Origin of the sequence: Sphingomonas metalli, assembly GCF_014641735.1 — a bacterium.
GTDB lineage: Bacteria > Pseudomonadota > Alphaproteobacteria > Sphingomonadales > Sphingomonadaceae > Sphingomonas > Sphingomonas metalli.
Genome location: NZ_BMIH01000003.1, coordinates 329,012 through 354,036, shown reverse-complemented (window position 1 = coordinate 354,036; position 25,025 = coordinate 329,012). Strand labels below are relative to the sequence as shown.

The 25,025-nt window shown below is 70.7% G+C and carries 20 protein-coding genes; 12 read left to right on the top strand and 8 right to left on the bottom strand.

Features of this window, described 5'->3' with window-relative positions:
- The 4 genes from rapZ to IEX18_RS11920 are packed head-to-tail and all read right to left on the bottom strand — an operon-like array spanning position 1 to position 3,596.
- A complete protein-coding gene (gene rapZ, locus IEX18_RS11935) occupies positions 1–924 on the bottom strand; it encodes an RNase adapter RapZ (protein ID WP_188658988.1) in 924 nt (307 codons plus the stop codon).
- A complete protein-coding gene (locus IEX18_RS11930; protein ID WP_188658987.1) occupies positions 921–1,346 on the bottom strand; it encodes an HPr kinase/phosphorylase in 426 nt (141 codons plus the stop codon). Before IEX18_RS11930 ends, rapZ begins: the two co-directional genes overlap by 4 nt.
- Positions 1,346–2,920 carry a sensor histidine kinase gene (locus tag IEX18_RS11925; protein ID WP_229664543.1) on the bottom strand — a complete coding sequence of 525 codons (1,575 nt, stop codon included), beginning with the start codon at positions 2,918–2,920 and terminating at the stop codon, positions 1,346–1,348. The genes IEX18_RS11930 and IEX18_RS11925 overlap by 1 nt, the downstream gene beginning before the upstream one ends.
- A complete protein-coding gene (locus IEX18_RS11920; RefSeq protein ID WP_188658986.1) occupies positions 2,892–3,596 on the bottom strand; it encodes a response regulator transcription factor in 705 nt (234 codons plus the stop codon). Before IEX18_RS11920 ends, IEX18_RS11925 begins: the two co-directional genes overlap by 29 nt.
- A gap of 136 nt (positions 3,597–3,732) precedes the next feature.
- Between IEX18_RS11920 and IEX18_RS11915 the strand changes: the two genes are divergently transcribed.
- The 3 genes from IEX18_RS11915 to IEX18_RS11905 all read left to right on the top strand — a co-directional run bounded on the left by IEX18_RS11915 (position 3,733) and on the right by IEX18_RS11905 (position 8,171).
- The gene (locus tag IEX18_RS11915; RefSeq protein ID WP_188658985.1) at positions 3,733–5,331 is read left to right on the top strand and encodes a phosphoenolpyruvate carboxykinase; all 1,599 of its coding nucleotides are present in this window, start codon (positions 3,733–3,735) and stop codon (positions 5,329–5,331) included.
- A gap of 214 nt (positions 5,332–5,545) precedes the next feature.
- The gene (locus IEX18_RS11910) at positions 5,546–6,307 is read left to right on the top strand and encodes an alpha/beta fold hydrolase (protein WP_188658984.1); all 762 of its coding nucleotides are present in this window, start codon (positions 5,546–5,548) and stop codon (positions 6,305–6,307) included.
- 25 nt (positions 6,308–6,332) lie between these two features.
- On the top strand, positions 6,333–8,171 hold the full coding sequence (locus IEX18_RS11905) for a M2 family metallopeptidase (RefSeq protein WP_188658983.1): 1,839 nt from the start codon (positions 6,333–6,335) through the stop codon (positions 8,169–8,171).
- 211 nt (positions 8,172–8,382) lie between these two features.
- On the opposite strand, the gene IEX18_RS11900 is transcribed toward IEX18_RS11905, so the two are convergent.
- The 3 genes from IEX18_RS11900 to IEX18_RS11890 all read right to left on the bottom strand — a co-directional run bounded on the left by IEX18_RS11900 (position 8,383) and on the right by IEX18_RS11890 (position 10,958).
- On the bottom strand, positions 8,383–8,856 hold the full coding sequence (locus IEX18_RS11900; RefSeq protein WP_188658982.1) for a hypothetical protein: 474 nt from the start codon (positions 8,854–8,856) through the stop codon (positions 8,383–8,385).
- An 82-nt stretch (positions 8,857–8,938) separates the two neighbouring features.
- On the bottom strand, positions 8,939–10,375 hold the full coding sequence (locus IEX18_RS11895; RefSeq protein WP_188658981.1) for an AMP nucleosidase: 1,437 nt from the start codon (positions 10,373–10,375) through the stop codon (positions 8,939–8,941).
- A gap of 103 nt (positions 10,376–10,478) precedes the next feature.
- On the bottom strand, positions 10,479–10,958 hold the full coding sequence (locus IEX18_RS11890) for a peroxiredoxin (protein ID WP_188658980.1): 480 nt from the start codon (positions 10,956–10,958) through the stop codon (positions 10,479–10,481).
- A gap of 115 nt (positions 10,959–11,073) precedes the next feature.
- On the opposite strand from IEX18_RS11890, the gene IEX18_RS11885 reads away from it, so the two are divergent.
- The 9 genes from IEX18_RS11885 to trxA all read left to right on the top strand — a co-directional run bounded on the left by IEX18_RS11885 (position 11,074) and on the right by trxA (position 24,510).
- Positions 11,074–11,646, top strand: coding sequence for a YqgE/AlgH family protein (locus IEX18_RS11885; RefSeq protein ID WP_188658979.1), 573 nt, complete (start codon positions 11,074–11,076; stop codon positions 11,644–11,646).
- 119 nt (positions 11,647–11,765) lie between these two features.
- On the top strand, positions 11,766–13,172 hold the full coding sequence (gene ahcY / locus IEX18_RS11880) for an adenosylhomocysteinase (protein ID WP_373284574.1): 1,407 nt from the start codon (positions 11,766–11,768) through the stop codon (positions 13,170–13,172).
- Positions 13,173–13,327: 155 nt separating this feature from the next.
- Positions 13,328–15,667, top strand: coding sequence for a sensor histidine kinase (locus tag IEX18_RS11875; RefSeq protein ID WP_188658977.1), 2,340 nt, complete (start codon positions 13,328–13,330; stop codon positions 15,665–15,667).
- Positions 15,664–16,107 carry a tRNA (adenosine(37)-N6)-threonylcarbamoyltransferase complex ATPase subunit type 1 TsaE gene (tsaE, locus tag IEX18_RS11870; protein WP_188658976.1) on the top strand — a complete coding sequence of 148 codons (444 nt, stop codon included), beginning with the start codon at positions 15,664–15,666 and terminating at the stop codon, positions 16,105–16,107. The genes IEX18_RS11875 and tsaE overlap by 4 nt, the downstream gene beginning before the upstream one ends.
- Complete coding sequence (locus IEX18_RS11865) at positions 16,104–17,072, top strand: aminoglycoside phosphotransferase family protein (RefSeq protein WP_188659422.1); 969 nt, start codon at positions 16,104–16,106, stop codon at positions 17,070–17,072. Before tsaE ends, IEX18_RS11865 begins: the two co-directional genes overlap by 4 nt.
- Positions 17,069–17,824: a nucleotidyltransferase family protein gene (locus IEX18_RS11860; protein ID WP_188658975.1), complete on the top strand. Its 756-nt coding sequence runs from the start codon at positions 17,069–17,071 to the stop codon at positions 17,822–17,824. The genes IEX18_RS11865 and IEX18_RS11860 overlap by 4 nt, the downstream gene beginning before the upstream one ends.
- On the top strand, positions 17,817–20,735 hold the full coding sequence (gene addB, locus IEX18_RS11855) for a double-strand break repair protein AddB (protein WP_188658974.1): 2,919 nt from the start codon (positions 17,817–17,819) through the stop codon (positions 20,733–20,735). The genes IEX18_RS11860 and addB overlap by 8 nt, the downstream gene beginning before the upstream one ends.
- Positions 20,719–24,126, top strand: a complete 3,408-nt coding sequence (addA, locus tag IEX18_RS11850) for a double-strand break repair helicase AddA (protein ID WP_188658973.1) — start codon at positions 20,719–20,721, stop codon at positions 24,124–24,126. The genes addB and addA overlap by 17 nt, the downstream gene beginning before the upstream one ends.
- A gap of 63 nt (positions 24,127–24,189) precedes the next feature.
- Positions 24,190–24,510 (top strand): thioredoxin TrxA, encoded by a 321-nt coding sequence (gene trxA / locus IEX18_RS11845; RefSeq protein ID WP_188658972.1) that lies wholly within the window; start codon positions 24,190–24,192, stop codon positions 24,508–24,510.
- 379 nt (positions 24,511–24,889) lie between these two features.
- On the opposite strand, the gene IEX18_RS18760 is transcribed toward trxA, so the two are convergent.
- Positions 24,890–25,021: a hypothetical protein gene (locus IEX18_RS18760; protein ID WP_268234949.1), complete on the bottom strand. Its 132-nt coding sequence runs from the start codon at positions 25,019–25,021 to the stop codon at positions 24,890–24,892.
- Positions 25,022–25,025 lie beyond the last annotated feature (4 nt).

Genomic DNA, 25,025 nt, shown 5'->3' with positions numbered 1-25,025 from the left:
CTAATCCTGCCGGGCCGCCGGTGGACCTTCGAGCGAGTCCTGCGGAGCGGCCTTCAAATCACGATGCACGACTGTGGGCGAAAATCCTGCATCGCACAAGAAGCGCGCGATCCGGTCGGCGACATGGACCGAGCGGTGTCTCCCCCCGGTACAGCCGATCGCGATCGACACATAGGACTTCCCCTCCGCCCGATAGCGCGGGAGGAGGAGCGCCAGCAGCTCTTCGATACGCGAAACGGCGGGCTCGTAGGCGGGATCACCCGCGACATAGGCGGCGACGTCGGGATCGAGGCCGGTGCCGGGCTTCAGCGCCGGGACCCAGTGCGGATTGCGCAGGAAGCGCATGTCGAAGACGAGGTCCGCGTCACGCGGCAGGCCGCGGGCGAAGCCGAAGGAGGTGACGGTCAGCACCGGCCCTTCCGCAGCCGCCACCGCGCCGAAGGTGGATCGAATCTGGAGACCGAGCGCATGGGCGTTGAGGTCGGTCGTGTCGATCAGCCGGTTGGCGAAGTCACGCAAGGGGCGCAGCAGTTCGCGCTCGCGCGCGATGCCGTCCTGGGCGGGCCGGTCCTGCGCCAGCGGGTGTCGCCGCCGCGTCTCGGCATAGCGGCGCGCCAGTTCGGTGCCCGCGCAATCGAGAAACATCGTGCCGACCCGCAGCGCGGTCGACTCGGACAGATGGCGGATCCGCTCGACGATCCGGTCCGGGTCGAAGTCGCGGGTCCGCACCCCCAGCCCGACGGCCAGCGGCACCCGCCGCCCGTCCGCGCCCGCCGGCAGCGGCGTGTCGAGCAGCCGGTCGAGCAGGGTCAGCGGCAGGTTGTCGACTACCTCCCAGCCCAGGTCCTCCAGCGTCTTCAGCACGGTCGACTTGCCCGCGCCGGACATGCCGGTGATGATCAGGATATCCTGCGGCTCGCTCATGGCAGCTCCTGGCGAAGGGCGATCTCGACCTTGATGGGGGCAGACGCGGTAAAGGGATCGAGGGCCAGGCTGCGTAGCCGAACCCCGGCGATCTCGCACCACTCGCGTTCGGGCATGCGTTCCGCCGCCGCGCCGAGCCGCACGACCAGCGCTACCGGCGTGTCGCCCGCCGCGAGCAGCTCCGCGATGCCCAGCCCACGGACCTCGATCCGTCCGCGGATCGTCGCGGGCGGGGCGGCGATCAGCGCATCGGCCTCGCGCCGGACGACGGTATAGTCGTCGCTGACGAGCAGCGCGCCGCGGTCGATCAGCCGCAGCGCGAGGTCGGACTTGCCTGCCCCCGAGGCGCCCGTCAGCATCACCGCGCGCCCGTCGATCGCGACGGTGGAGGCGTGGAGGGTCAGCGCGCCGCCGGAGCCCATCAGCCGCGCTCCGCCGCGGGCAGCCGGACGACGAAGCGCGCGCCTCGCGCCCCGTCCGGCCGCGCCTCGGCGGCGATCGCACCGCCATGGCCCTCGACGATCGTGCGCGCGATCGCGAGGCCGAGGCCCGAATGCCGGCCGAACGCCTCGCCCTCCGGGCGGATCGACTGGAAGCGGCGGAAGATGGCTTCGCGCGATTCGGCGGGAACCCCGGGGCCGTCGTCCTCGACCGACAGGATCAGGTCGTCGTCCTCGACCCGCCCCTCGATCGCGATCATGCCGCCATCGGGGGAGAAGGAGAGGGCGTTGTCGAGCAGGTTCTCGAACACCCGCTCCAGCCGCGCGCCCTCGCCGCGCACGACCAGCGGCGTCGCACCGTTACGGACGAAGCGATAGCGCACGTCCCGCGCCGGCCCGCGCGCCTCGCGCTGCGCGATCAGGCCTTCGATCATCGCGCCGAGATCGACCGGCTCGAACTCGGCGCGGCTCAGCTGCGCGTCGAGGCGCGAGGCTTCCGAGATGTCGGTGATCAGCCGGTCGAGCCGGTGGACATCGTCCTGGACGATCGCGATCAGCTGCGCCTGGAGGGCGGGATCGGTGATCCGGCCCAGTCCGTCGACGGCCGAACGCAGCGAGGCGAGGGGGTTCTTGAGCTCGTGCGTGACGTCGGCGGCGAAGGCCTCGGTCGCGTCGATGCGGGCGCGCAGCGCGAGGCTCATGTCCGACAGCGCGCGCGCCAGCATCCCCAGCTCGTCGCGGCGGGAGGGCAGGCGCGGCACCACCACCTCCCGCGCCCGGCCCAGCCGTACCCGCACCGCCGCGCGCGCCAGCCGGCGCAGCGGGCGAACGATCGTGCGGGCGAGGAACAGCGACAGCAGCACCGAGACGATGGTGACGCAGAGCAGCACGACGCTCAGCCGGAACCGTTCCAGCCGCACCGTGCGGGTGATCGAGCGCGTGTTGTTGGCGGTGAGCACCACCGACCGGTCCGGCAGTCGCGCCGCGGCGGTGATCACCGGGGTGCGGTCCGGCGCGCGCCACACGGTCGCGGCGACGATGCCGTGCCGGCGCGCGGCCTCGACATCGGGCCATTCGACCGGATCGGTCCGCTCGCGATAGAGGGGCGGGCGCTCGGCATCGACCACCGTGTCGATCGCCCCGTCCAGGAAGCGGGCGATGCGCTGGTCGAGCCCTTCGCGATCGGGGTCCTGCAACACGAAGTTGCGCACGCCCAGCGCGCGGCTGTCGGCGGTGATCCGGCCGTCGCGCGCCATGATCCGGATGCGTGCGCCGGTATCGTGGGCCAGTCGCGCGAGCAACGCGTCGCGGTCGGCCGGCGCCGCCGCCAGCGCCTCGCCCATCAGCCGGGCCTCGCGCGCCGCCTGGCTGACCCGGTTGTCAACCACCCGGCTGCGATAGGAATCGAGATAGAAGAAGCCGCCCGCCAGCAGCAGCAGCGCGATGATGTTGACCGCGAGGATGCGGACGGTCAGCGAGACCCGGCCGGACCAGCGCAGCGCGAGGTCGCGCCCCTCCTCGGCGAGGTCAGTCGTCCGAAAAACGGTATCCGGCACCGTAGAGCGTCTCGATGGCGTCGAAGCTGGGATCGGCTTCGCGGAACTTGCGGCGCACCCGCTTGATGTGGCTGTCGATGGTGCGGTCGTCGACATAGATGTCGTCCTGATAGGCGGCATCCATCAGCTGATTGCGCGTCTTCACCACGCCCGGCCGCTGCGCCAGGGTCTCGAGGATCAGGAACTCGGTGACCGTGAGCGTGACCGGCTGCCCGTTCCAGGTGACGCGGTGGCGGGCCGGGTCCATCAGCAGCCGTCCGCGCTCCAGGGCGGGTGCCGGCTCCGCCGTGTCCTCGCCGCTCGGCTGGTGCGCCTCGGTCCGGCGCAGGATCGCGCGGATGCGCGCGATCAGCAGCCGCTGCGAGAAGGGCTTGGCGATATAGTCGTCCGCGCCCATCGCGAGGCCCAGCGCCTCGTCGAGCTCGTCATCCTTGGAGGTGAGGAAGATCACCGGGGTCGACTGGCGCTCGCGCAGCCGGCGCAGCAGTTCCAGCCCGTCCATCCGCGGCATCTTCACGTCGAAGATCGCCAGGTCCGGCGGATTGTCCGCCAGTGCCTTGAGCGCCGCCTCGCCGTCCGAATAGACGCGGGTCAGGAAACCCTCCGCCTGGAGCGCGATCGACACCGAGGTCAGGATGTTGCGGTCGTCGTCGACCAGGGCGATCGTGGCCGTCATGCCCGGCGACTAGTCCAAAGCGGGGACACGCTCAACCGCACAGAAGGGTCAGCGCGATTGACCGGTCGGGAACCCGCTCCTAAGCGCATACGTATGCGGCAGAAGATCGCATCGGTAGAATTGTTGGGGATTGATGATGAACGAGCGCATTCCTGAATTCGGTCTGTCCGCCCAGGGGATCGAGACCCGCGCCGACCTCGACTGGAACATGGTCACCGCACGGCTGGTCGAGACCGCCGTCGCGCGCGGCGAGGGCAAGCTCTCCGCCGACGGCCCGCTGGTGGTCGAGACGGGGCGCCACACCGGCCGGTCCGCGCAGGACAAGTTCATCGTCAAGGATGCCGCGACCGCGGACACGATCTGGTGGGGCAAGTCGAACAAGGCGATGGAGCCGGCGCATTTCGCCGCGCTGAAGGCCGATTTCCTCGCCGCGCTGGGCAGCCGCGAGACGCTGTTCGTCCAGGATCTCTACGGCGGCTCGCAGCCCGAACATCGCGTCCGGGTGCGCGTGATCAACGAGCTGGCATGGCACAACCTGTTCATCCGGACGATGCTGGTCCGGCCGGAGGAGCAGGACCTGCGCAAGTTCGTGCCCGACTATACGATCATCGACCTCCCCAGCTTCCAGGCCGATCCGGAGCGGCACGGCTGCCGCAGCGAGACGGTGATCGCGGTCAACCTGACCGAGAAGCTGATCCTGATCGGCGGCACCGCCTATGCCGGCGAGATGAAGAAGTCGGTGTTCGGCATCCTCAACTATCTGCTGCCTGAGACGGGCGTGATGCCGATGCACTGTTCGGCCAATATGGGCCCGGCTGGGGATACGGCGGTGTTCTTCGGCCTGTCCGGCACCGGCAAGACGACGCTGTCGGCGGACCCGGCGCGCACGCTGATCGGCGACGACGAGCACGGCTGGTCCGACACCGCGGTCTTCAATTTCGAGGGCGGTTGCTACGCCAAGATGATCCGCCTGTCGGCCGATGCCGAGCCGGAGATCTTCGCGACCACCAAGCGCTTTGGCACCGTGCTCGAGAATGTCGTGATGGACCCCGTCACGCGCCAGCTCGACCTCGACGACAACAGCCTCGCCGAGAACAGCCGCGGCGCCTATCCGATCGACTTCATCCCCAATGCGTCCGACGAGAATATGGGTGCGGTGCCCAAGAACATCGTGATGCTGACGGCGGACGCCTATGGCATCCTGCCGCCGATCGCGAAGCTGACGCCCGACCAGGCGATGTACCATTTCCTGTCGGGCTATACCGCCCGGGTCGCCGGGACCGAGATCGGCGTGACCGAGCCCGATGCGACCTTCTCCACCTGTTTCGGCGCGCCCTTCATGCCGCGGCATCCCTCGGTCTACGGCAATCTCCTGAAGGAGCGGATCGCCAGGGGCGGGGTGGACTGCTGGCTGGTCAACACGGGCTGGACCGGCGGCAAATACGGCACCGGCCGGCGGATGCCGATCAAGGCGACCCGCGCGCTGCTCAACGCCGCGCTCGACGGCTCGCTCAAGGATGCCGAGTTCCGCACCGATCCCAATTTCGGCTTCAAGGTGCCGGTGGCGGTGCCGGGCGTCGACCCGGCGATCCTCGACCCGCGCGACACCTGGGCGGACAAAGCCGCCTATGACGCGACCGCGGCGAAGCTCGTCGACCTGTTCGTCGAGAATTTCGCGCAGTTCGCGGAGCATGTCGACGAAGGCGTGCGGAAGGCTGCGCCCAGCGTGGCGTGAGGGGGGCGTGGCGGGAGTTGCCCTCTCGCCAACCCACCACTCGGGCTTTGAACCTCCGTCGCCCCAGCGAAGGCTGGGGCCTTTGCGGGGAGAGCGCTGTGGCCGCCACAGGAAGATCCCGGCCTGCGCCGGGATGACGGATTGGGGAAGGGAGGGCGGCTATGCCGGCTCTTCACCCCTTCGCCTTCCGCCCATCCCCCGCTACAGCGCCCCCATGGCCACCACCGCAACCGAACCGCGCGTCTTCTCCTCCTTCGACGGCACGCGCATCGCGTGGCGGGAGGTTGGCGAGGGGCGGCCGGTGGTGCTGATCCACGGCTATTTCTCCAACGCCTGGACCAACTGGATCCGCTACGGCCACGCCGCGCTGATCGCCGCCAGGGGCTTTCGCGTCATCATGCCGGACCTGCGCGCGCATGGCGACAGCGACCGGCCGCACGATCTTGCCGCCTATCTGCCCGACGCGCTGACCCGCGACGGCCATGCGCTGGTCGCGCATCTGGGCCTGACCGACTACGACCTCGGCGGCTATTCGCTCGGCGCCCGCACGACCGCGCGGATGCTCGCGACCGGAGCGACGCCGCGCCGCGTGGTGATCGCGGGCATGGGGCTCGACGGACTGCTCCATACCGGGCGGCGGGTGGATCATTTCACCCGCATCCTCGCCGATCCCGACGGGCATGTCCGCGGCTCGCCCGAATGGCTGGCGGCGGCGTTTCTCAAGACGACGGGTGGCGACCCCAAGGCGCTGCTCGGCGTTCTCCAGACCTTCGTCGATACGCCCGCGGAGGCGATCGCCGCCATCGCGCAGCCGGTGCTGGTCGTCGCAGGCGTCGACGACGATGACAACGGCTCGGCGGCCGAGCTCGCCCATGCGCTGCCGGACGGGCGCTATGTCGCGGTGCCGGGCAACCATATGAGCAGCGTCGTCAAGCCCGAGCTCGGTCAGGCCATCGCCGATTTCCTTGCGGAGTGAGGTGGGCCGGCCCTAGAACCGGGCCATGTCGACCATCCGCATCCGTCCCTCGCTCGGCGTCCTCGCCGCCCTTCTCGCCATTCCCGCGGCGACCGCCGCCCAAGCTCCCACAGCCACCACCGCCGCACCGACCGCGGCGGAGGCGGACGCGTTCGTCGCCGATGCGGAGAAGCAGCTGGCCGCCGTCTCGGTGCCCAACAATCGGATCAACTGGGTCAACGCTACCTATATCACCGACGATACCGACGCGCTCGCCGCCGCCGACAATGCGCGACTGACCGAATTGCAAGTGAAGCTGGCCAATGAGGCGGCGCGGTTCGCGACGGTGAAAAGCCTGTCCTACGACACGCGTCGCAAGCTCGACCTGCTGCGCGGCGGGATCGTCCTGCCCGCCGCCGACCGGCCCGGTGCGGCGGACGAGCTGGCGATGCTGACCACGCGCATGGCCTCGGGCTATGGCAAGGGCCGTGGCACGCTGGACGGCAAGCCGATCAACGGATCGGATATCGAGGCGGCGATGGGCACCAGCCGCGATCCCGCCAAGCTGCAGGAGATGTGGACCAGCTGGCACGACAATGTCGGCGCCCCGATGCGCGCCGACTATCAGCGGATGAGCGTGCTGGCCAACGAGGGCGCCAAGGGCCTCGGCTATGCCGATACCGGCGCGATGTGGCGCTCGGGCTATGACATGCCGCCCGAGCAGTTCGCCGCGCTGACCGACAGGATCTGGGGCGAGGTCAAGCCGCTCTACCTCGCGCTCCACACCTATGTCCGCTGGAAGCTCAACGAGAAATATGGCGACGCCGTCCAGCCCAGGACCGGTCCGATCCGCGCCGACCTGCTCGGCAATATGTGGGCGCAGGAATGGGGCAATATCTACGACGTGGTCGCCCCCAAGGGGGCAGGCGATCTCGGCTATGACGTGGGCGAGCTGCTCAAGGCCAGGCAGTACGATCCCGTCCGGATGGTGAAGCAGGGCGAGGCCTTCTACTCCTCGCTCGGCTTCGCGCCGCTGCCCGAAAGCTTCTGGCAGCGCTCGCAGATCGTGAAGCCCGCCGATCGCGAGGTGATCTGCCACGCCTCGGCCTGGGACCTCGACAATGCGGACGATATCCGCATCAAGATGTGCACCAAGGTGAATGGCGACGACTTCACCACCATCCATCATGAACTCGGCCACAACTATTATCAGCGCGCCTACAAGGCGCAGCCCTTCCTCTACAAGAACGGCGCCAATGACGGCTTCCACGAGGCGATCGGCGACACGATCGCGCTGTCGATCACGCCCGATTATCTGGTGAACATCGGCCTGCTAAACCGCGCGCAGGTGCCGGGGCCGGACAAGGATATCGGCCTGTTGCTGCGGCAGGCGATGGACAAGGTCGCGTTCCTTCCCTTCGGCCTCCTGATCGACAAATGGCGCTGGCAGGTCTTTTCCGGCCAGATCGCGCCGGGCGGCTATCAGGCCGGCTGGGATGCGCTGCGCCTGCAATATCAGGGCGTGAAGCCGCCTGTCGCGCGCGACGAGACGAAGTTCGATCCGGGCGCGAAATACCATGTGCCGGCCGGCGTGCCCTATACCCGCTACTTCCTCGCGCGCGTGCTCCAGTTCCAGTTCTACGAGGCGGCGTGCCGGCAGGCGGGCTGGAAGGGGCCGCTCCACCGCTGTTCCTTCTACGACAACAAGGAGGTCGGCCGTCGCCTCAACGCGATGCTGGCGATGGGCCAGTCAAAGCCATGGCCGGATGCGCTCCAGACCTTCACCGGCAGTCGCGAGATGTCGGGCAAGGCGCTGATCGCCTATTTCGCACCGCTCAAGACGTGGCTCGACCAGCAGAACAAGGGCAAGCCGCAGGGCTGGTGAGGGAGCGCCGCCCTGTTGCCCCAGTGTGTGTATATGCGGCCAGTATCGTCGCCCCAGCGGAGGCTGGGGTCTTTTGCGGCTCTTGCTGCGCGCCTGACCGGGAGATCCCGGCCTGCGCCGGGATGACGATCGAGGAAACGGCGAGCGGCCTCCGCCCCGGCTCTTCTGCGAAGGCCCTGGCCTTCGGGCGGCGGGCGCGAACGCCCGCCCCTCACTCCGGGATCGTGTTCTCGTCCGCGATCTTCGCCTCGAACGACTTGGAGGCATCGGTGCCGTCGGGCTGATGCGCCGTCTTGCCCTTCGGCTTGTCCGCGCCCTTTGGCGTCGAGCCGCGCAGCGACAGCAGCGCCGCGGCCGCCGCGCCCGCCGCGGCGATGCCGCCGGCGATCGCGGCCGCGCCCCATTTGCCGCCGACCTTGTCGGTCGCGGTTCCAGCCGCCGCGCGCACGCGGCTCGCCGCCGAGCGCGGAGTCGCCGGTTTGGCCGCCGTGGTACGCTTGGTCGTGCGCGGCTTGGGCGGCGCCTTGACGGCCGCCGCCTTGGGCTTCGCTTCGGCCGCGGTTTCCACCTCCGGCTTCTTCGCACGGCTCGGGCGCTTGGCCGCGGCGGCCTTGGCCGGCGTGGTGGTCCGGCGGCGGCGTGGCGCCTTGGGCGTTTCGGGCGGCGTTGCTTCGTTGTCGGCCATGCGGCGTCCCCTCACGCGATGAGCGAATTGGTTGCGCAGGCGAAACGCCAGCGCGGCCGCATTGGTTGCGCGCTCCGGACTTTTAGCGGAAGGGCGGCTCGTTGAACGCGCGCAGCTTGCGGCTGTGGAGCCGCTCGCCTTCCAGCCGCAGCTGCTCGCACGCCTCGATCCCGATCCGCATATGCTCGCTGATCGCGCGCTCGTAGAAGCGGTTGGCCTGACCCGGCAGCTTCAGCTCGCCATGGAGCGGCTTGTCCGAGACGCAGAGCAGCGTTCCGTAGGGCACGCGGAAACGATAGCCCTGCGCCGCGATCGTCGCCGACTCCATGTCGATCCCGACGGCGCGGCTCAGCGAGAAGCGCAGCGCCGAGCGCGAATAGCGCAGCTCCCAGTTGCGGTCGTCGGTGGTCACGATCGTACCGGTGCGCAGCCGCCGCTTCAGCTCCTCGCCGCTCTGCCCCGAGACGATCTCGGCGGCGCGGGCGAGCGCCACCTGCACCTCGGCGATCGCCGGCACCGGGATCTCCGGGGGCAGCACGTCGTCGAGCACATGGTCGTCGCGCAGATAGGCATGGGCCAGCACATAGTCGCCGATCCGCTGCGAGGGGCGCAGGCCGCCGCAATGGCCGATCATCAGCCACGCCTCGGGTCGCAGCACCGCCAGATGGTCGCAGATCGTCTTCGCATTGGACGGGCCGACGCCGATATTGACCAGCGTGATGCCCGTGCCGTCTTCCGCCATCAGGTGATAGGCAGGCATCTGGTGTCGACGCCATGCGCTGTCGTTGACGATCTGGTCGACATCCTCGGGCGAGCGGATCATGACATTGCCCGCGCCCGACAGCGCGGTGAAACGGCTGCCCTCGCCTAGCTGGGTCGCCGCCCAGCGCACGAACTCGTCGACATAGCGGTGGTAGTTGGTGAATAGCACGAAGCGCTGCACATGCTCCGCCGGCGTGCCCATATAGTGGCGCAGTCGCGCGAGGCTGAAATCGGTGCGCAGCGCGTCGAACAGCGCCAGCGGGCGGCTGCCGTCGGCGGTCATCCACAGCCCGTCGGCGATCTCGTCGCCGATAAAGGCGAGCTCGGTCGCCGGGAACCAGCGCGCCAGCTCGGCCACCGACACCTGGTCGAGGCTCAGCGCATGGCCGGGGTCGAGCACATAGGGGAAGGGGATCTCCTGATGCCCCGCCACCGCCTCGACGGAGACGTCGTAATTGGCGATCAGCAGGTCGAGCTGCTCGGTGAGGTAATCGGCGAACGTCGCCGGCTTGGTCACGCTGATCCGGTATTCGCCGGGCGAGACCAGCCGGCCGAACGCGCGCATCGGCGTCGGCCGGCCGGGCTCGCCCGAAAAGCGCAGATGGATCTCGGGATAGGCGAAAGCACCCTCGCGCCGCGCATCGGCATCGGGGGTGATTCCATCGGAAAGATAGGCGTTGAGCGCGGCCTGAAGCCGCTCGACCGAGGCGGTATAGAGTTCGTCGAGCTTCGCGACGATGTCGGATGCGAGTGTCATCGGGCAGGGTTACGCGCGCCCGATGACGCTGGCAAGACGACGGGATCGGGGCCCTGACGCGGGCATCGGCCGGCGTCAGGATGCCCGGCGTCAGAGCCCGGCGTCAGAGCCCGGCGAGCAGATGGTCGGCGCTGCTGACCTTGAACTCGCCCGGCGCCTCGACATGGAGCTGCTCGACCACGTTGTCGCGCACGATCATCGCATAGCGCTGGCTGCGCACGCCCATGCCGAAGCGGCTGCCGTCGAAGTCCAGCCCGATCGCGCGCGCGAACTCGCCATTGCCGTCGGCGAGCATCGTCACGCCTTCGGCGCCGCTCGCCTTCGCCCAGGCGGCGAGCACGAAGGCGTCGTTCACCGCGGTGCAGGCGACCTCGTCGACACCCTTGGCCTTGAACGCGTCGAGCTGTTCGACGAAGCCCGGCAGATGCCGCGCCGAGCAGGTCGGCGTATAGGCGCCCGGCACCGCGAACAGCGCGACCGTGCGCCCGGCGAAGAATTCGGGCGACTGGACCTGATCCGGCCCGTCTGGCGTCGCCTTGACCAGCGTGACCTCGGGCAGCGTGTCGCCGGGGCGGATCGTCATGGCATTCTCCCTGTTTGCTGAAGCGGATCGGCCGCCTCTCTCGACCAGACGCAGGCGCGCCGCAAGCGGCCGTTTTGCCATGGCGGCGCGGCGAACGCCTTCCTATCTTCCGGGCATGTCCGCATCGTCCGACACCAGCCCCTATCTGACCGGCCAGTTCCTGCTGGCGACGCCCGGCCTGGGCGATCCGCGCTTCGCCCATGCGGTGATCGCCATGTGCGCGCATGACGAGCAGGGCGCGATCGGCATTGGCCTGGGCGCGACGATCGATGGGCTGGGCCTGCATACGCTGCTGGACCAGTTCGAGATCGATCGCGGCGACACGCCCGACGCACCCGTCCATTTCGGCGGTCCGGTCGAGATCCGCCGCGGCTTCGTCGTCCACAGTCGCGACTGGTCGGGGCAGGACACGATCGACGTCGCGGGCCGCTGGGCGCTGTCCGGCACGATCGACGTCTTGCGCGCGATCGCCGACGGCACCGGACCGCAACGCTGGGTGGTCGCGCTCGGCTATGCCGGCTGGAGCGGCGGTCAGCTGGAGGACGAGCTTGCCGCCCCCGGCTGGCTGACCACGGAAGGGGACACAAGCCTGCTCTGGGATGTCGAGGCCGAGGAACGCTGGGCCTGCGCCTATGCCGCGGCGGGCATCGATCCGCGGCATCTGGTCGCCGGCTCGGGAACCGCCTGACCGGCGCTGCGCCGCTCGGTCATAGCGATATAAAGATATCTTTATATTTGATCGGCAGGGCCGGAGCGCCTAAAGGGCGCGCATCCATCTTTCGCGAGGAGCATCACGTGGCCACCGCAATCGCCCCCACGGGCAACGACTATGTCATCAAGGATATCGGCCTCGCCGATTTCGGCCGCGCCGAGATCCGCATCGCCGAAACCGAGATGCCGGGCCTGATGGCGCTGCGGGACGAGTTCGGCGCGTCGCAGCCGCTCAAGGGCGCGCGCATCACCGGATCGCTCCACATGACGATCCAGACCGCGGTGCTGATCGAGACGCTGGTCGCGCTGGGCGCCGACGTGCGCTGGGCGACCTGCAACATCTTCTCGACCCAGGACCATGCCGCCGCGGCGATCGCTGCCGCCGGCATCCCCGTCTTCGCCGTGAAGGGCGAGACGCTGGCCGAATATTGGGACTATGTCGGCGACATCTTCGACTGGGACGACGGCAACGGCCAGACCGCGAACATCATCCTCGACGACGGTGGCGACGCGACCATGTTCGCGCTGTGGGGCGCGAAGCTCGAGGCCGGCGCGACCTTCGCCGAGCCCGAGAATGAAGAGGAAGTCGAGTTCCAGCGGTCGGTAAAGGCGTTCATCGCCAAGAAGCCGGGCTATCTGACCGAGACCGTGAAGAACCTGAAGGGCGTGTCGGAAGAGACGACGACCGGCGTCCACCGCCTGTACGAGATCGCCAAGAAGGGCGAGCTGCCCTTCCCGGCGATCAACGTGAACGACTCGGTCACCAAGTCGAAGTTCGACAACCTCTACGGCTGCAAGGAGTCGCTGGTCGACGCGATCCGCCGCGCCACCGACGTGATGCTGGCCGGCAAGGTCGCCACCGTCGCCGGCTTCGGCGATGTCGGCAAGGGCTCGGCCGCCAGCTTGCGCAACGGCGGCGCGCGCGTGCTCGTCACCGAGATCGATCCGATCTGCGCGCTGCAGGCGGCGATGGAGGGCTATGAGGTCGTGACGATGGACGAGGCGGTGAAGCGCTCCGACATCTTCGTCACCGCGACCGGCAATGCCGACGTCATCACCGCCGATCACATGAAGGCGATGAAGCCCATGTCGATCGTCTGCAACATCGGCCATTTCGACAGCGAGATCCAGATCGCCGCCCTGTCCAACTACAAGTGGACCGAGGTGAAGCCGGGCACCGACCTGGTCGAGTTCCCGGACGGCAAGCAGATCATCATCCTGGCCAAGGGCCGGCTGGTGAACCTGGGCTGCGCGACCGGACACCCGTCGTTCGTGATGTCGGCCTCGTTCACCAACCAGACGCTGGCGCAGATCGAGCTCTGGACCAAGGGCGACCAGTACAAGAACGAGGTCTACGTCCTGCCCAAGCATCTCGACGAGAAGGTCGCGGCGCTCCACCTCGAGAAGCTAGGCGTGCAGCTGTCGAAGCTGACCCCGAAGCAGGCAGGCTATATCGGCGTGCCGGTCGAAGGGCCGTTCAAGCCCGACCATTACCGCTATTGAGCGGCACGGGCAGGCGGCCGCGCGCGCCGCCCGTCCTGCCATCTGGAAGGCCCGGCCATCAGCGCCGGGCCTTTTTGCATCCGGGTCTTTTGACGATCCGGCCGCTGCGTTAGGGACGGGATGATGGTTATCGCCGCCCTTCGCCCCGCCGCCCGATGACGGTGCTCGAATCCGAGGCGGCGATGGCGCTGGGGGCGGCGCTGCTCGCGTGCCTGATCCTGGGCGGCATCCTGATCTTCGTCGGCCTTCGCGCCCGCGGGCAGGCGGCGGCGGTGCAGCGCGACAACCAGCGCCTCCAGACCCTGCTGGCGACCAGCCCGGCGACGGCGATGCTGGTGCGCGGCGACGGCCGGATCGAGATGCCCGCCGCGCTGGTCGACTCGTTCGGACTGGCGGTGGCGCCCGCCACCATCGCCGGCCTGTCGGCCGACGGAGCGGGGCTGACCCCGGACGACGCCGCACTGATCGGGCACGACGTCGACACGGCGCAGCGCTCGGGGCGTGCCTTCCACCGGGTGGTCCATCCTGTCGACTCCTCGCGGGCCTTGATGATGTGCGGCCAGCGCATCGCGGGCGAGGCGCGCGGCGCGGTGGTGATCTGGGTGTTCGACGTCACCGACACGCGAACCGAGATCGACCGGCTGGCCAACGAGGTCGCGCGGCTGGGCGGCGCCTATGACGCGCTGACCGGGCTGATCGAGGCGGCGCCGCTGCCCATGTGGTATCGCGGCCCCGACCTGCGGCTCCAGATGGTGAATGCGGCCTATGTCGATGCGGTCGACGCCGGCCATGCCGACGAGGTGGTGGCGAACGGGCTGGAACTGATCGACGGCTCGGATCGCGGCAGCCCGCTTGCCGGCGCGACCGCGGCGCGCGAGCGGGGATCGCCGATCGAGCAGGTCCTGCCGGCGACGATCGGCGGCGCGCGGCGCATGCTGCGGGTGATCGACGTGCCGCTCGCGACCGGCAGCGTTGCGGGCTTCGCGGTCGATATCGAGGATCTGGAGCAGGCGAAGAGCGGCGCCAAGCGCTTCGCCGAGGCGCAGCGGGGAATGCTCGACCGTCTCTCGGCGGGGGTGGCGCAGTTCGGCGCGGATCGCACGCTGGTGTTCAGCAACCAGCCGTTCCAGCGCCTGTTCGCGATCCGCCCCGAATGGCTGGCCGAGGGGATGGAGTTCGACCGCGTGCTCGAGCGGATGCGCGAGGCGAACCGGCTGCCCGAGGTGCGCGACTTTCCCGGCTGGAAGCGCGAGCGGCGCGACTGGTTCGTCGGGGCGGAGGGCGCGACCGAGGAGAGCTGGCACCTGCCCGGCGGCACGCATCTGCGCGTCGTCGCCCAGTCGCTGCCCGACGGCGGCCTGCTGCTGATCTTCGAGGACCGCACCGAGCAGGTCCAGCTCGCCAGCGCCCGCGACACGCTGCTCCGCGTCCGTACCGCCACGTTCGACAATCTGTTCGAGGCGCTCGGCGTCTTCGCCGCCGATGGCCGGCTCCAGCTTTGGAACAATCGCTTCCGGGCGGTCTGGGGCGTGGACGAGGCGTTCATGGTCCGGCATCCGCGCGTCGATGCCTTCGCCAACGAGGTCGCCGGGCGGCTCGCCACCCCTAATCGCGCCGGACTGATTCCCGAGCTGGTCCGCGCCGCGACGGTCGAGCGCCAGCAGCGCGGCGGGCGCGTCGCCTTCGCGGATGGCCGCCATTTCGAGTTCGCCGCCGTGCCGTTGCCGGACGGCAACGCGCTCTTCACCATGCTCGACATCACCGACAGCCGCCGCGCCGAACTGGCCCTTCGCGAGCGCGCCGAGGCGCTGGAAGAGGCCGATCGGCTGAAGACGCAGTTCGTCGCGAACATGAGCTACGAGCTCAAGACGCCGCTCACCTCGATCAGCGGTTTCGCCGAGATGCTGCACGGCGGCTATGCCGGCGAGCTGCCCGAACAGGCGGCCAGCTATGTCGGCGCGATCCTCGATTCGACCGAGCGGCTGGCCCTGCTGGTCGACGATGTGCTCGACCTGACCCAGGGCGGCGAGGGGATCGAGCGCGGCGACGTGGATCTGGCCGAGGTCGCGCGGCAGGCCGCCTCGACCGTCCAGCCCGCGATCCGCCGCCACCAGATCGACTTCGCGGTCGAGCTGGCGCGCTCGACCGGCCGGGTGCAGGGCGATGCTCGCCGGCTGCGCGAGGTGATCGAGCATCTGCTCCGCAACGCGCTCGGTTCGCTGCCGCCCGGCGGGCGACTGCTGCTGCACAGCGACGGCACCAGCAGCCGCGCGCGGATCATCGTCTCCGATGACGGACCGGGACTGGATTCGGAGAGCGCGGCGAAGCTGTTCGACCGGTTCGCCGAACCCCAGCTCCAGCCCGGGGGCGAGCGCGCGCTCGGCACCGGCCTGCCGCTCGCCCGCCAGTTCGTCGAGGCGCATGGCGGCACGATCACGCTTGTGTCGGAGCCGGGGCAGGGCACGCTCGTCACCGTCGAGTTGCCGCGGCGATGATCCGGCTGGCGGATGCGGCGGCGACGCTGGCCTTCGGCGCGCGCCTCGCCGCGCAGGTACGGCCCGGCGACGTGATCACCCTGTCTGGACCGCTCGGGGCCGGCAAGACCAGCATCGCGCGCGGCCTGCTCGGCGCCCTCGGGCTGACGGGCGAGGCACCGAGCCCCAGCTTCGCGATCGTCCAGCCCTATGCCCCGCCCGAGGTGACTCTGCCCGTCCTCCACGTCGATCTCTATCGGCTCGACGATCCCGGCGAGGTCGAGGAACTGGGACTGGAAGACGAGCGGCAGGACGGGCTTTTGCTGGTCGAATGGCCCGACCGGGCGGGGGAATATGGCTGGCCGGAGGCATTGGCGCTGACCCTTGCCATGGCACCGGATGGCGGACGATGCTTGACAGCCGCGGTCCCGGCGGCATGGAGCGCGCGATGGCCGATATGACGCCGCCGGCTGGGGCCGGCGCCTTTCTTTCCGCACATGGCTGGGCTGGAGCGGACGTGCAGCCGCTCGCCGGCGACGCCTCGTTCCGCCGCTATTTCCGCGTCGTCGCGCCGGATCGCAGCGCGGTGCTGATGGACGCACCGCCCCCGCACGAGGATCCGCGCCCGTTCGTCGTGATGGCCGAATGGCTGGCCCGGCACGATCTCCTCGCCCCCGCAATCCTCGCCGCCGATCTCGACCAGGGGCTGGTGCTGCTCACCGACCTCGGCGACATCCGCTTCCGCGAGACGGTGGACGCCGCTGCGGACGACGAGACGAACCTCTATGCGGCCGCGGTCGACCTGCTGGCCGGCCTGTCCCGTCGCCCCGCCGCGGACGTGCCGCCCTATGACCGCGCGGTCCTGCATCGCGAGGCGGACCTGCTGACCGAATGGTACTGCCCGGCGGTCGGCATCGTGCCGGATCGGGCGGGCTATCGCGCGGCGTGGGACGCGGTGTTCGACCATGCGCTGGCCGATGCCCCGGTCACCGTGCTGCGGGACTATCATGCCGAGAACCTGATGCTGGTCGGGCCAGATCGCAGGCTCGGCCTGCTCGATTTCCAGGACGCACTGGCGGGGCATCCCGCCTACGACCTCGTCTCGCTGTTGCAGGACGCGCGCCGCACCGTCGACCCCGCGCTGGAGGCGGCGATGCTGGAGCGGTACCGGGCTGCGACCGGGGCGGGGGAGGCGTTCATGGCCGCCTATCACGTGCTCGGTGCGCAGCGGAACGCCAAGATCGTCGGCATCTTCACCCGGCTATGGCAGCGCGACAGCAAGCCGCGTTACGCCGCGTTGTGTCCGCGCGTGTGGGACTATCTGGAGCGCGATCTCGCCCAGCCGGTGCTCGCCCCGGTGCGCGCCTGGTTCGACGCCAACATCCCCGCCGAGCGGCGCGGCGATCCGCTGGTGATCGGCGCATGACCCGCCAGCTGTCGCTGCGCCCCGATCCCGGCGGCGCGGTGCCCAGGACCGCGATGGTCATGGCCGCCGGGCTCGGCAAGCGGATGCGGCCGCTCACCATCACCCGCCCCAAGCCGCTGGTCGAGGTGCGCGGACGACCGCTGATCGATCACGTGTTCGACCGGCTGCGCGCGGCCGGGATCGCGCGGGTGATCGTCAACGTCCATTATCTCGCCGACAGCCTCGAAGCGCATCTGCGCCGCACCTGGCCCGATATGGAGATCATCATCTCCGACGAGCGCGAGCAGCTGCTCGAAACGGGCGGCGGTCTGGTCAAGGCGAAGCCGCTGATGGGCGAGGGGCCGGTGCTCGTCGTCAATGGCGACAGCCTGTGGATCGATGGCCCGGTCGACACGATCCGGCTGCTGGCGGCGCGCTGGGATCCGGCGGCGATGGACGCACTGCTGCTGATGGTCCCCTTCGCCCGCGCCAACAATCTCGGCGGCGCCGGCGACTTCCGGCTGGCCCCCGATGGTCGCATCGTCGGACGGCGGCGGGCGGGAACGGTCGCGCCCTTCGCCTTTGTCGGCGTGCAGATCCTCAATCCCGCGATCATCACCGGCGCGCCCGAGGGGCCGTTCTCGACCAACCTGTTCTGGGATCGCGCGATCGCGGCGGGCCGCGCCTATGGCCAGGTGCATCAGGGCCTGTGGTTCGAGATCGGCACGCCCGCAGCCGTCACCCGGACCGAGGCGATGCTGCTGGATGCCTGAGCCGGGCCGCCCGCGGCTCTATACCATTCCCGCGCACCGCGCCTTCGCCGATGCGCTGGTCGCGGGGCTGATGCGCGGGCGCGATCAGGCGACGCTGGCGCGCGGGCTGGTCCTGCTGCCCAACAATCGCGCGGTGCGCGCGGTCAACGACGCGTTCGTGCGGGCGAGCGGCGGCGGGCTGATCCTGCCGCGGCTGGTCGCCCTGGGCGATCCCGACCTGGGCGAGGCGGTAGGCGCGGCGCTGGAGCCGGCCGATGGCCCCGCGCCGCCCCCGCCGGCCGTGGCGCCGCTCGCCCGGCGCATGATCCTGTCGCGCCTCGTCGCGGCGTCCCGCGCCATGCCCGCGGCGGAGGCGGTGCGGCTCGCGGGCGATCTCGCCCGCACGCTCGACCAGCTGCTCGTCGAGGAGATCGCGCCGCGGCAGCTCGCCGAACTCGATCTGGGGCCGGAGCTGAGCGAGCATTGGCAGCGCGCGCTCGCCCTGTTCCGCATCGTGCTCGACTCCTGGCCCGGCGAGCTGGAACGGCTCGGCCGGATCGACGCCGCGACCCGGCGGATCATCCTGATCGAGCAGCTCCGCGCGCGCTGGTCCGCCAGCCCGCCGCCCGGCTTCGTCTGCGCCGCGGGCGTCACCGATACGGCGCCTGCGATCGCGCGGCTGCTGCGCTGCGTTGCCGACATGCCGGCGGGGCAGGTGGTGTTCGCCGGCCTGGCGCTCGACATGCCGCAGGAGGAGTGGGACGCGCTCGGGCCGTTCGCTTCGGACAGCGGGCGGCGCGCGATCGAGACCCATCCCCAATATCACCTCAAGCTGCTGCTCGACCGGATGGGCGTCGGCCGCGGCGAGGTGGCGCGCTGGCGCGGCGGCGGGGAGGGGGCGGATGCCGATGCGGTGCGCGGCCGCGCCATCGCCAACGCGCTCGCGCCCGCCGACTTCACCGGCAAGTGGACCGAGCTCGCCGCCGCCGATCGCCGCCTGTCGGGCGTCGCCGCGGTCGAATGCGCGACCCCGGCCGACGAGGCGCAGGCGATCGCGCTGGCGTTGCGCGGCGCGCTGGAGGAGCCGGGCCGCACCGCGGCGCTCGTCACGCCCGACCGCGCGCTCGCCCGCCGCGTCGCGGCGCATTGCCGGCGCTGGGACATCGAGGTGTTCGACACCGCCGGCCAGCCCCTTTCGCTCAGCCCGCCCGGCACGCTGCTCCTCGCCCTGGCCGAGGCGGCGGCGCAGCGGTTCGCCCCCTTGGCGCTGCTCGCCCTGCTCAAGCATCCGCTGGTGAAGAGCGGCGCGAACCGGCTCGACTGGCTCGACGGCGTCCGCGCACTCGACCGCGGCCTGCGCGGCCCCCGCCCGCCCGCCGGTCTCGACGGGATCGGCGGCGCGCTCAAGGGACGCGCCGCCGCCTTCTGGGCGGAGCACGCCGAACCCTGTCTCGCGGCGGTCGGCCGCACCTTCGATACGGGCAGCCAGCCGATGACCGCGTTGATCGCCTGCCTGCGCGAGGCGGCGGTGGCGCTGTGCGGCGACCCGCTCTGGGCCGGGCCCGCGGGCCGTGCGGCGGCGGAGTTCGTTGAGGCGCTGGAGGCCCATGCCGGCGAAGGCCCCGCGCTGATCGATCCGCGCGAGGTGCCGGCGATCCTGCGCACGTTGCTCGACGAGGTGCCGGTGCGCCTGCCGCCCGGCATCGGCCATCCGCGCCTCGCCATTTACGGCCAGATCGAGGCCCGGCTCCAGTCCGCCGACCTGATGGTGCTGGGTGGGCTCAACGAGGGCGTCTGGCCGGGCACGCCGGCCCCCGATCCCTGGCTGGCGCCCCGCATCCGGGTGGCGCTGGGACTTCCCGGACTGGAGCGACGGATCGGCGTCGCCGCGCACGATTTCGCCGCGGGGCTCTGTGCGCCGCACGTGCTCATCACCCGCGCGCGGCGCGACGCCTCCGCGCCCGCGCTCGCCTCGCGCTTCTGGCTGAGGCTTCAGGCGATGGCCGGAGACCGCTTCGAACGCGACGGCGCGCTGGAGGACTGGGCGCGCCGGCTCGACGCGGCCGAGGAACATCGGCCGACGACGCGGCCCGCGCCGGTCCCGCCCAGGGCGCTGCGCCCGCGCGCCATTTCGGTGACGGAGGTCGACCGGCTCAAGGCCGACCCCTATGCCTTCTACGCCCGCCGCGTGCTCGGGCTGATGCCGCTCGACCCGGTCGATGCGGACCCGACCGCCGCCTGGCGCGGCACCGCCGTCCACGCCATTCTGGAAGCGTGGTGGAATGAGGATCGCTGCGCGCCCGACACCCTGTCCGCCCGCGCCGCGCGGATGCTCGAGGAGGCACCGGTCCACCCGTTGCTGCGCGCGCTGTGGCAGCCGCGGCTTGCCGAGGCAATCGACTGGATTGCCGCGACGGTGCGGGTTCAGGCCGCGGACGGCCGCCGCGTACTCGCCGCCGAGGGGCGGGGCGAGATCCCGATCGCCGGCGTCACCCTGTCGGGCCGATACGACCGGATCGATGCGCTGCCGGGCGGCGGACTGGCGGTGATCGACTACAAGACCGGCAAGCCCCCGTCTGCCGCCGCGGTGCGCGAGGGATTCAGCCTCCAGCTCGGCCTGCTCGGCCTGATCGCCGAGCGCGGCGGGTTCGAGGGGGTGCGCGGCACTGCCGGGGGCTTCGAATATTGGTCGCTGGCGCGTGGGCGTGACGGCATCGGCTATCTCGACAGCCCCTGCGACCCGGAGGGCAAGCGCGACCGGATCGTCACCGCGCGCTTCACGGAGATCGCTGCCGCCAATTTCGCCGAGGTCGCGGGCGAGTGGCTGACCGGCGAGGCGCCCTTCACCGCCAAGCTCGTCCCCGAATACGCCCCCTATGCCGAGTACGACCAGCTGATGCGCCGCGACGAATGGTATGGCCGTGACCGCTGAACTGCGCCGCCTGCCGCCGCTCAAGGGCGAACAGCGCCGGGCGAGCGACCCGGCCGCGCATGTCTGGCTGTCGGCGAGCGCGGGCACCGGCAAGACTCAGGTGCTCGCCGCGCGGGTCTTCCGCCTGTTGCTGCGCGGCACCGATCCCGCCGCGATCCTGTGCCTGACCTTCACCAAGGCGGGGGCGGCGGAGATGGCGCAACGCGTCAGCGCGCGTCTCGCCGCCTGGGTGCGGATGCCCGAGGCGGACCTGGCCGCCGATCTCCACGCGCTGGGCGAGGAGGGCACGCCCGAGCAGCGCCGCGCCGCCCGCACCCTGTTCGCCAAGGTGCTCGACGCGCCGGGCGGCGGCCTGCGCATCCAGACCATCCACGGCTTCTGCCAGGCGCTGCTCGCCGCCTTTTCGGTCGAGGCCGGCCTCGCCCCCGGTTTTCGACCGCTGGAGGCGCGCGAGGAGGCGCTGCTGGCGCGCGACGCGCTGGCGACGATGCTGGCCGATGCCGAGCGGGAGCGGCGGGCGCTGCCCGTCGCGACGATCGGCAAGCTGTCGCTGCGGCTGGGCGAGGGCGGGGCGGAGGCGTTCCTCCATGCCTGTTCCAAGGCGCTCGCCGCGCTGGAGGCGCTGCCCGCCGGGATCGGCCCGTGGCTGCGCCGCGCGCTCGACCTGCCATCGGGCACGGCCGACGAGGTGGTGGCGGACGGCTGCGCCGCGATCGACCGCGATGCGATCGGCCGGCTGCTCGCCGCCAACCGGGCCTGGGGCACCGCGACCGGCGCGACCCATGCCGACACGCTGGGCGACTGGCTCGCCGCCGGACCCGAGCGGCAGGTCGAGACTCTCGCCACGCTCCAGTCGGTCGTGTTCACGGGCAAGGGCGAGGCGCGGAAAGCATCGGCCAAGCTGATCGCCGCCGAGCCGGACTATGCCGCGCTGGCGGCGGCGTTGGGTTCGGCCTGCGCCGGCCTGCTCGGGACCGCGGCGCGGATCGGCTATGCCGACCTGCTCGCCGACGCGCTGACGGTCGGCCGCGACTATGCTCGCGCCTACGACGTCGCCAAGCGACGGATCGGCGGGGTGGATTTCGACGATCTGATCCGCCTGACCGTCGCGCTGCTCGGCCAGCCGGGGGTCGGCGAATGGGTGCGCTTCAAGCTCGATCGCGTCACCGAACATATCCTGATCGACGAGGCGCAGGACACCAATCTCGACCAGTGGCGGATCGTCGATGCGCTCGCCGGCGAGTTCTTTGTCGGCCGCGGCGTCCATGCACCCGGCACGCGCACGCTGTTCACGGTGGGCGACTGGAAGCAGGCGATCTTCGGTTTCCAGGGCACCAGCCCGCTTAATTTCGCCTGGGCGGAGGGGCATTTCCAGCGCCAGGCGGATGCCGTGCAGGGCAACGAGGACTGGCCGCTCGACGATCGCGGCCTGCCGTTCCACAGCCTGTCGCTCACCCACAGCTTCCGCTCGACGCGCCCGATCCTGACTTTCGTCGACGCGGCGGTGGCGGCGGTGCCGGAGCCGGGCATGGGGGCGATCGGCGCGATCGAGGCGCATGCGAGCGAGGTGCCGGGATCGGGCGCGGTCGAACTCTGGCCCCCGGTGATCGCGGGCGGCGATCCCGACGACGAGGAGGGCTGGGTGGACGACGCCACCCGCCGACTGGCCGCCGACATCGCCCGGAGCGTCCGCCGCTGGCTGGACGGAGAGCTGATGCTGGGCGCGCGCGGTCGTCCGCTGCGGCCCGAGGACGTGATGATCCTCGTCAAGCGGCGCGGCGAACTGGCGGCCCTGATCGTCGCGCGCCTCTATGCGGAGGGCGTGCCGGTCGCGGGCGTCGACCGGCTGCGCCTCAACGCACCGCTGGCGGTGCAGGACCTGCTCGCCGCGATCCGCTTCGTGCTCCAGCCGGACGACGACCTTTCGCTCGCCAGCCTGCTCGTCTCGCCGCTGATCGGCTGGACGCAGGACGATCTGATGCACGCCGCGCCCCGCACCGGGATCAGCCTGTGGCGGCATCTGGTCGACACCCAGCCGCCCGAGCGCCTCGCGCCGCTGCGCACGCTGCTCAACCGGGCCGACTTCACGACGCCCTACCAGTTCCTCGAGGAGATGCTGTCGGGCCCGCTCGACGGGCGGCGGCGCCTGCTCGAACGGCTGGGTGCAGAGGCCCGCGACCCGATCGACGAGCTGCTCGGCGCGGCGCTGTCGTTCGAGAACAGCGCCACGCCCTCGCTCCAGCGCTTCCTCGACTGGTTCGACCGCGGCGATGTGGAGATCGTCCGCGACCCTTCGGCGCCGCTCGACGCGGTGCGGGTGATGACCGCGCATGGCGCCAAGGGCTTGCAGGCGCCGCTGGTGATCCTGGCCGATGCCACGCTCGATCCTACGCGCAACCCGCGCTCGGTGCTGCGCTGGTCGCCCGAGGAAGGCGCTGCGCCGATCCCGGTCTTCGCCCCGCGCAGCAGCGAGCGCGGCGGGCCGCTCGACGCGGTGCGGGCCGAGGCGGACCGGCGCGAGCTGGAGGAACATTGGCGGCTCTTCTACGTCGCCGCCACGCGGGCGGAGGAGCGGCTGGTGGTCGCCGGTGCCCTCGGTCCGGCGGCCAAGGGGGAGCCGCCGGCGATGAGCTGGTACGGCGCCGCCGAGCGGGCACTGACCGCGCTCGGCGTGGCGGCGGGTGAGGGCGAGCGCATCTTCGCCGGCGGCACGCCGGTGCCTCCGTCCCGCAAGACCGAGATCGCCGGGCGCGAATCGCCGCCCCTGCCACTCTGGGCCCGCCGTGCCGCCCCGCAGGAGGCGCGTCCGCCGCGCCCGCTCGCGCCCTCGTCCCTGGGCGACGACAGCGTCGCCGATCCGCCCCCGGACGCCGCGATGCGCGCCGCCGCGGAGCGTGGCCGGCTGCTCCACGCCCTGTTCGAGCGTCTTCCCCCCGTCGTAGCCGCCGAGCGGAGGAGCGCCGGGGAACGGTGGCTGAGCCATGCCGCCGACGTCGTCGATCCCGGCGAGCGCGCGGCGATCCTCGACGCGGCGCTCGCCGTGATCGAGGACCCGGAGCATGCCGAGCTGTTCGGCTCCGACGCGCTGGCGGAAGCGCCGATCGCCGCGACGATCGAGGGCGGCATCGTAGTCGCCGGCAAGGTCGACCGGCTGCTGATCGGCGACACGATCCGCGTCGTCGACTTCAAGACCGGCCGCCGCGTGCCCGACGCGCCGCCCGACTATCATCTGCGCCAGATGGCGGGCTATGCCGCGGCGCTGCGCGTGATCTTCCCGGACCGGCCGGTGGAGGCCGCCCTGCTCTATACGGCAGGCCCGCGGCTCGTCGTGCTGACCGACGCACAGCTCGCCGCGCACAAGCCGCGCTATCCGGCGGCGGAGCAAAGCTGAATCCCGGCGAGTTGAGCGAAGCGATCCGCGATCCTAGATGGCAGCTTCAAGGAGAATGAAACGATGGCGACCAAGCAGATCACCGATGCGAGCTTCGATGCGGACGTGCTGAAGTCCGACAAGCCGGTGCTGGTGGATTTCTGGGCCGAATGGTGCGGCCCCTGCAAGATGATCGGCCCGTCGCTCGAGGAACTGTCCGAGGAGCTGGGCGAGCAGGTGACGATCGCCAAGCTCAACATCGACGACAATCCCGATGCCCCCGGCCGCTATGGCGTGCGCGGCATCCCCACGATGATCCTGTTCAAGGCTGGCACCCCCGCCGCCACCAAGGTCGGTGCGGAGCCCAAGGGCCGGATCAAGGCCTGGCTCGAAGGGTCGCTGTGAGGAACACGGGCGCCGCGGGTGATCCTCGCGGCGCTCGATCGGCGTGAAACGGGGCCGGCGGGGTTACCGAGCCCGCGTTATCCCGGCGCAGGCCGGGGCCCCCTGTTGGTGGGCGCTCCGGCAGTTTCGGAAGATCCCCGGCTTCGCGAGACGGTTGCAAAATACATCCGTCATCCCCGCGAAGGCGGGGATCCAGACGCGCGTGACCTTTCCGCGTAGCTCGCAGACGTCAGAGACTATGGATTCCCGCCTTCGCGGGAATGACGCTTGTGAGGCAGACCACGGCCTTCTGCAACGGTCTCGGCTTCGCTGGGATGACGCTGTGTTGGAGCAGCACCTCAGCGAGGTGACGCGGCGACTTGCCGCCACCCGCCTCCCGCTACATCATCATCTCGCCCAACCGCATGATCACGTCCGCCGCGAACTGCGCCAGCAGCGTCACCAGGAACGCCGCCAGCACGAATGCCAGCAGGATCGCGCCGTCCCGTCCGATATGTTTGATCGTGTCCATGGCC

What these genes read in the sequence shown, in the direction of transcription:
- rapZ (WP_188658988.1), bottom strand. Translation starts at nt 924, where the DNA reads ATGAGCGAGCCGCAGGATATCCTGATCATCACCGGCATGTCCGGCGCG.
- IEX18_RS11930 (WP_188658987.1), bottom strand. Translation starts at nt 1,346, where the DNA reads ATGGGCTCCGGCGGCGCGCTGACCCTCCACGCCTCCACCGTCGCGATC.
- IEX18_RS11920 (WP_188658986.1), bottom strand. Translation starts at nt 3,596, where the DNA reads ATGACGGCCACGATCGCCCTGGTCGACGACGACCGCAACATCCTGACC.
- IEX18_RS11915 (WP_188658985.1), top strand. Translation starts at nt 3,733, where the DNA reads ATGAACGAGCGCATTCCTGAATTCGGTCTGTCCGCCCAGGGGATCGAG.
- IEX18_RS11910 (WP_188658984.1), top strand. Translation starts at nt 5,546, where the DNA reads ATGGCCACCACCGCAACCGAACCGCGCGTCTTCTCCTCCTTCGACGGC.
- IEX18_RS11905 (WP_188658983.1), top strand. Translation starts at nt 6,333, where the DNA reads ATGTCGACCATCCGCATCCGTCCCTCGCTCGGCGTCCTCGCCGCCCTT.
- IEX18_RS11900 (WP_188658982.1), bottom strand. Translation starts at nt 8,856, where the DNA reads ATGGCCGACAACGAAGCAACGCCGCCCGAAACGCCCAAGGCGCCACGC.
- IEX18_RS11895 (WP_188658981.1), bottom strand. Translation starts at nt 10,375, where the DNA reads ATGACACTCGCATCCGACATCGTCGCGAAGCTCGACGAACTCTATACC.
- IEX18_RS11890 (WP_188658980.1), bottom strand. Translation starts at nt 10,958, where the DNA reads ATGACGATCCGCCCCGGCGACACGCTGCCCGAGGTCACGCTGGTCAAG.
- IEX18_RS11885 (WP_188658979.1), top strand. Translation starts at nt 11,074, where the DNA reads ATGTCCGCATCGTCCGACACCAGCCCCTATCTGACCGGCCAGTTCCTG.
- IEX18_RS11875 (WP_188658977.1), top strand. Translation starts at nt 13,328, where the DNA reads ATGACGGTGCTCGAATCCGAGGCGGCGATGGCGCTGGGGGCGGCGCTG.
- tsaE (WP_188658976.1), top strand. Translation starts at nt 15,664, where the DNA reads ATGATCCGGCTGGCGGATGCGGCGGCGACGCTGGCCTTCGGCGCGCGC.
- IEX18_RS11865 (WP_188659422.1), top strand. Translation starts at nt 16,104, where the DNA reads ATGACGCCGCCGGCTGGGGCCGGCGCCTTTCTTTCCGCACATGGCTGG.
- IEX18_RS11860 (WP_188658975.1), top strand. Translation starts at nt 17,069, where the DNA reads ATGACCCGCCAGCTGTCGCTGCGCCCCGATCCCGGCGGCGCGGTGCCC.
- addB (WP_188658974.1), top strand. Translation starts at nt 17,817, where the DNA reads ATGCCTGAGCCGGGCCGCCCGCGGCTCTATACCATTCCCGCGCACCGC.
- addA (WP_188658973.1), top strand. Translation starts at nt 20,719, where the DNA reads ATGGCCGTGACCGCTGAACTGCGCCGCCTGCCGCCGCTCAAGGGCGAA.
- trxA (WP_188658972.1), top strand. Translation starts at nt 24,190, where the DNA reads ATGGCGACCAAGCAGATCACCGATGCGAGCTTCGATGCGGACGTGCTG.
- IEX18_RS18760 (WP_268234949.1), bottom strand. Translation starts at nt 25,021, where the DNA reads ATGGACACGATCAAACATATCGGACGGGACGGCGCGATCCTGCTGGCA.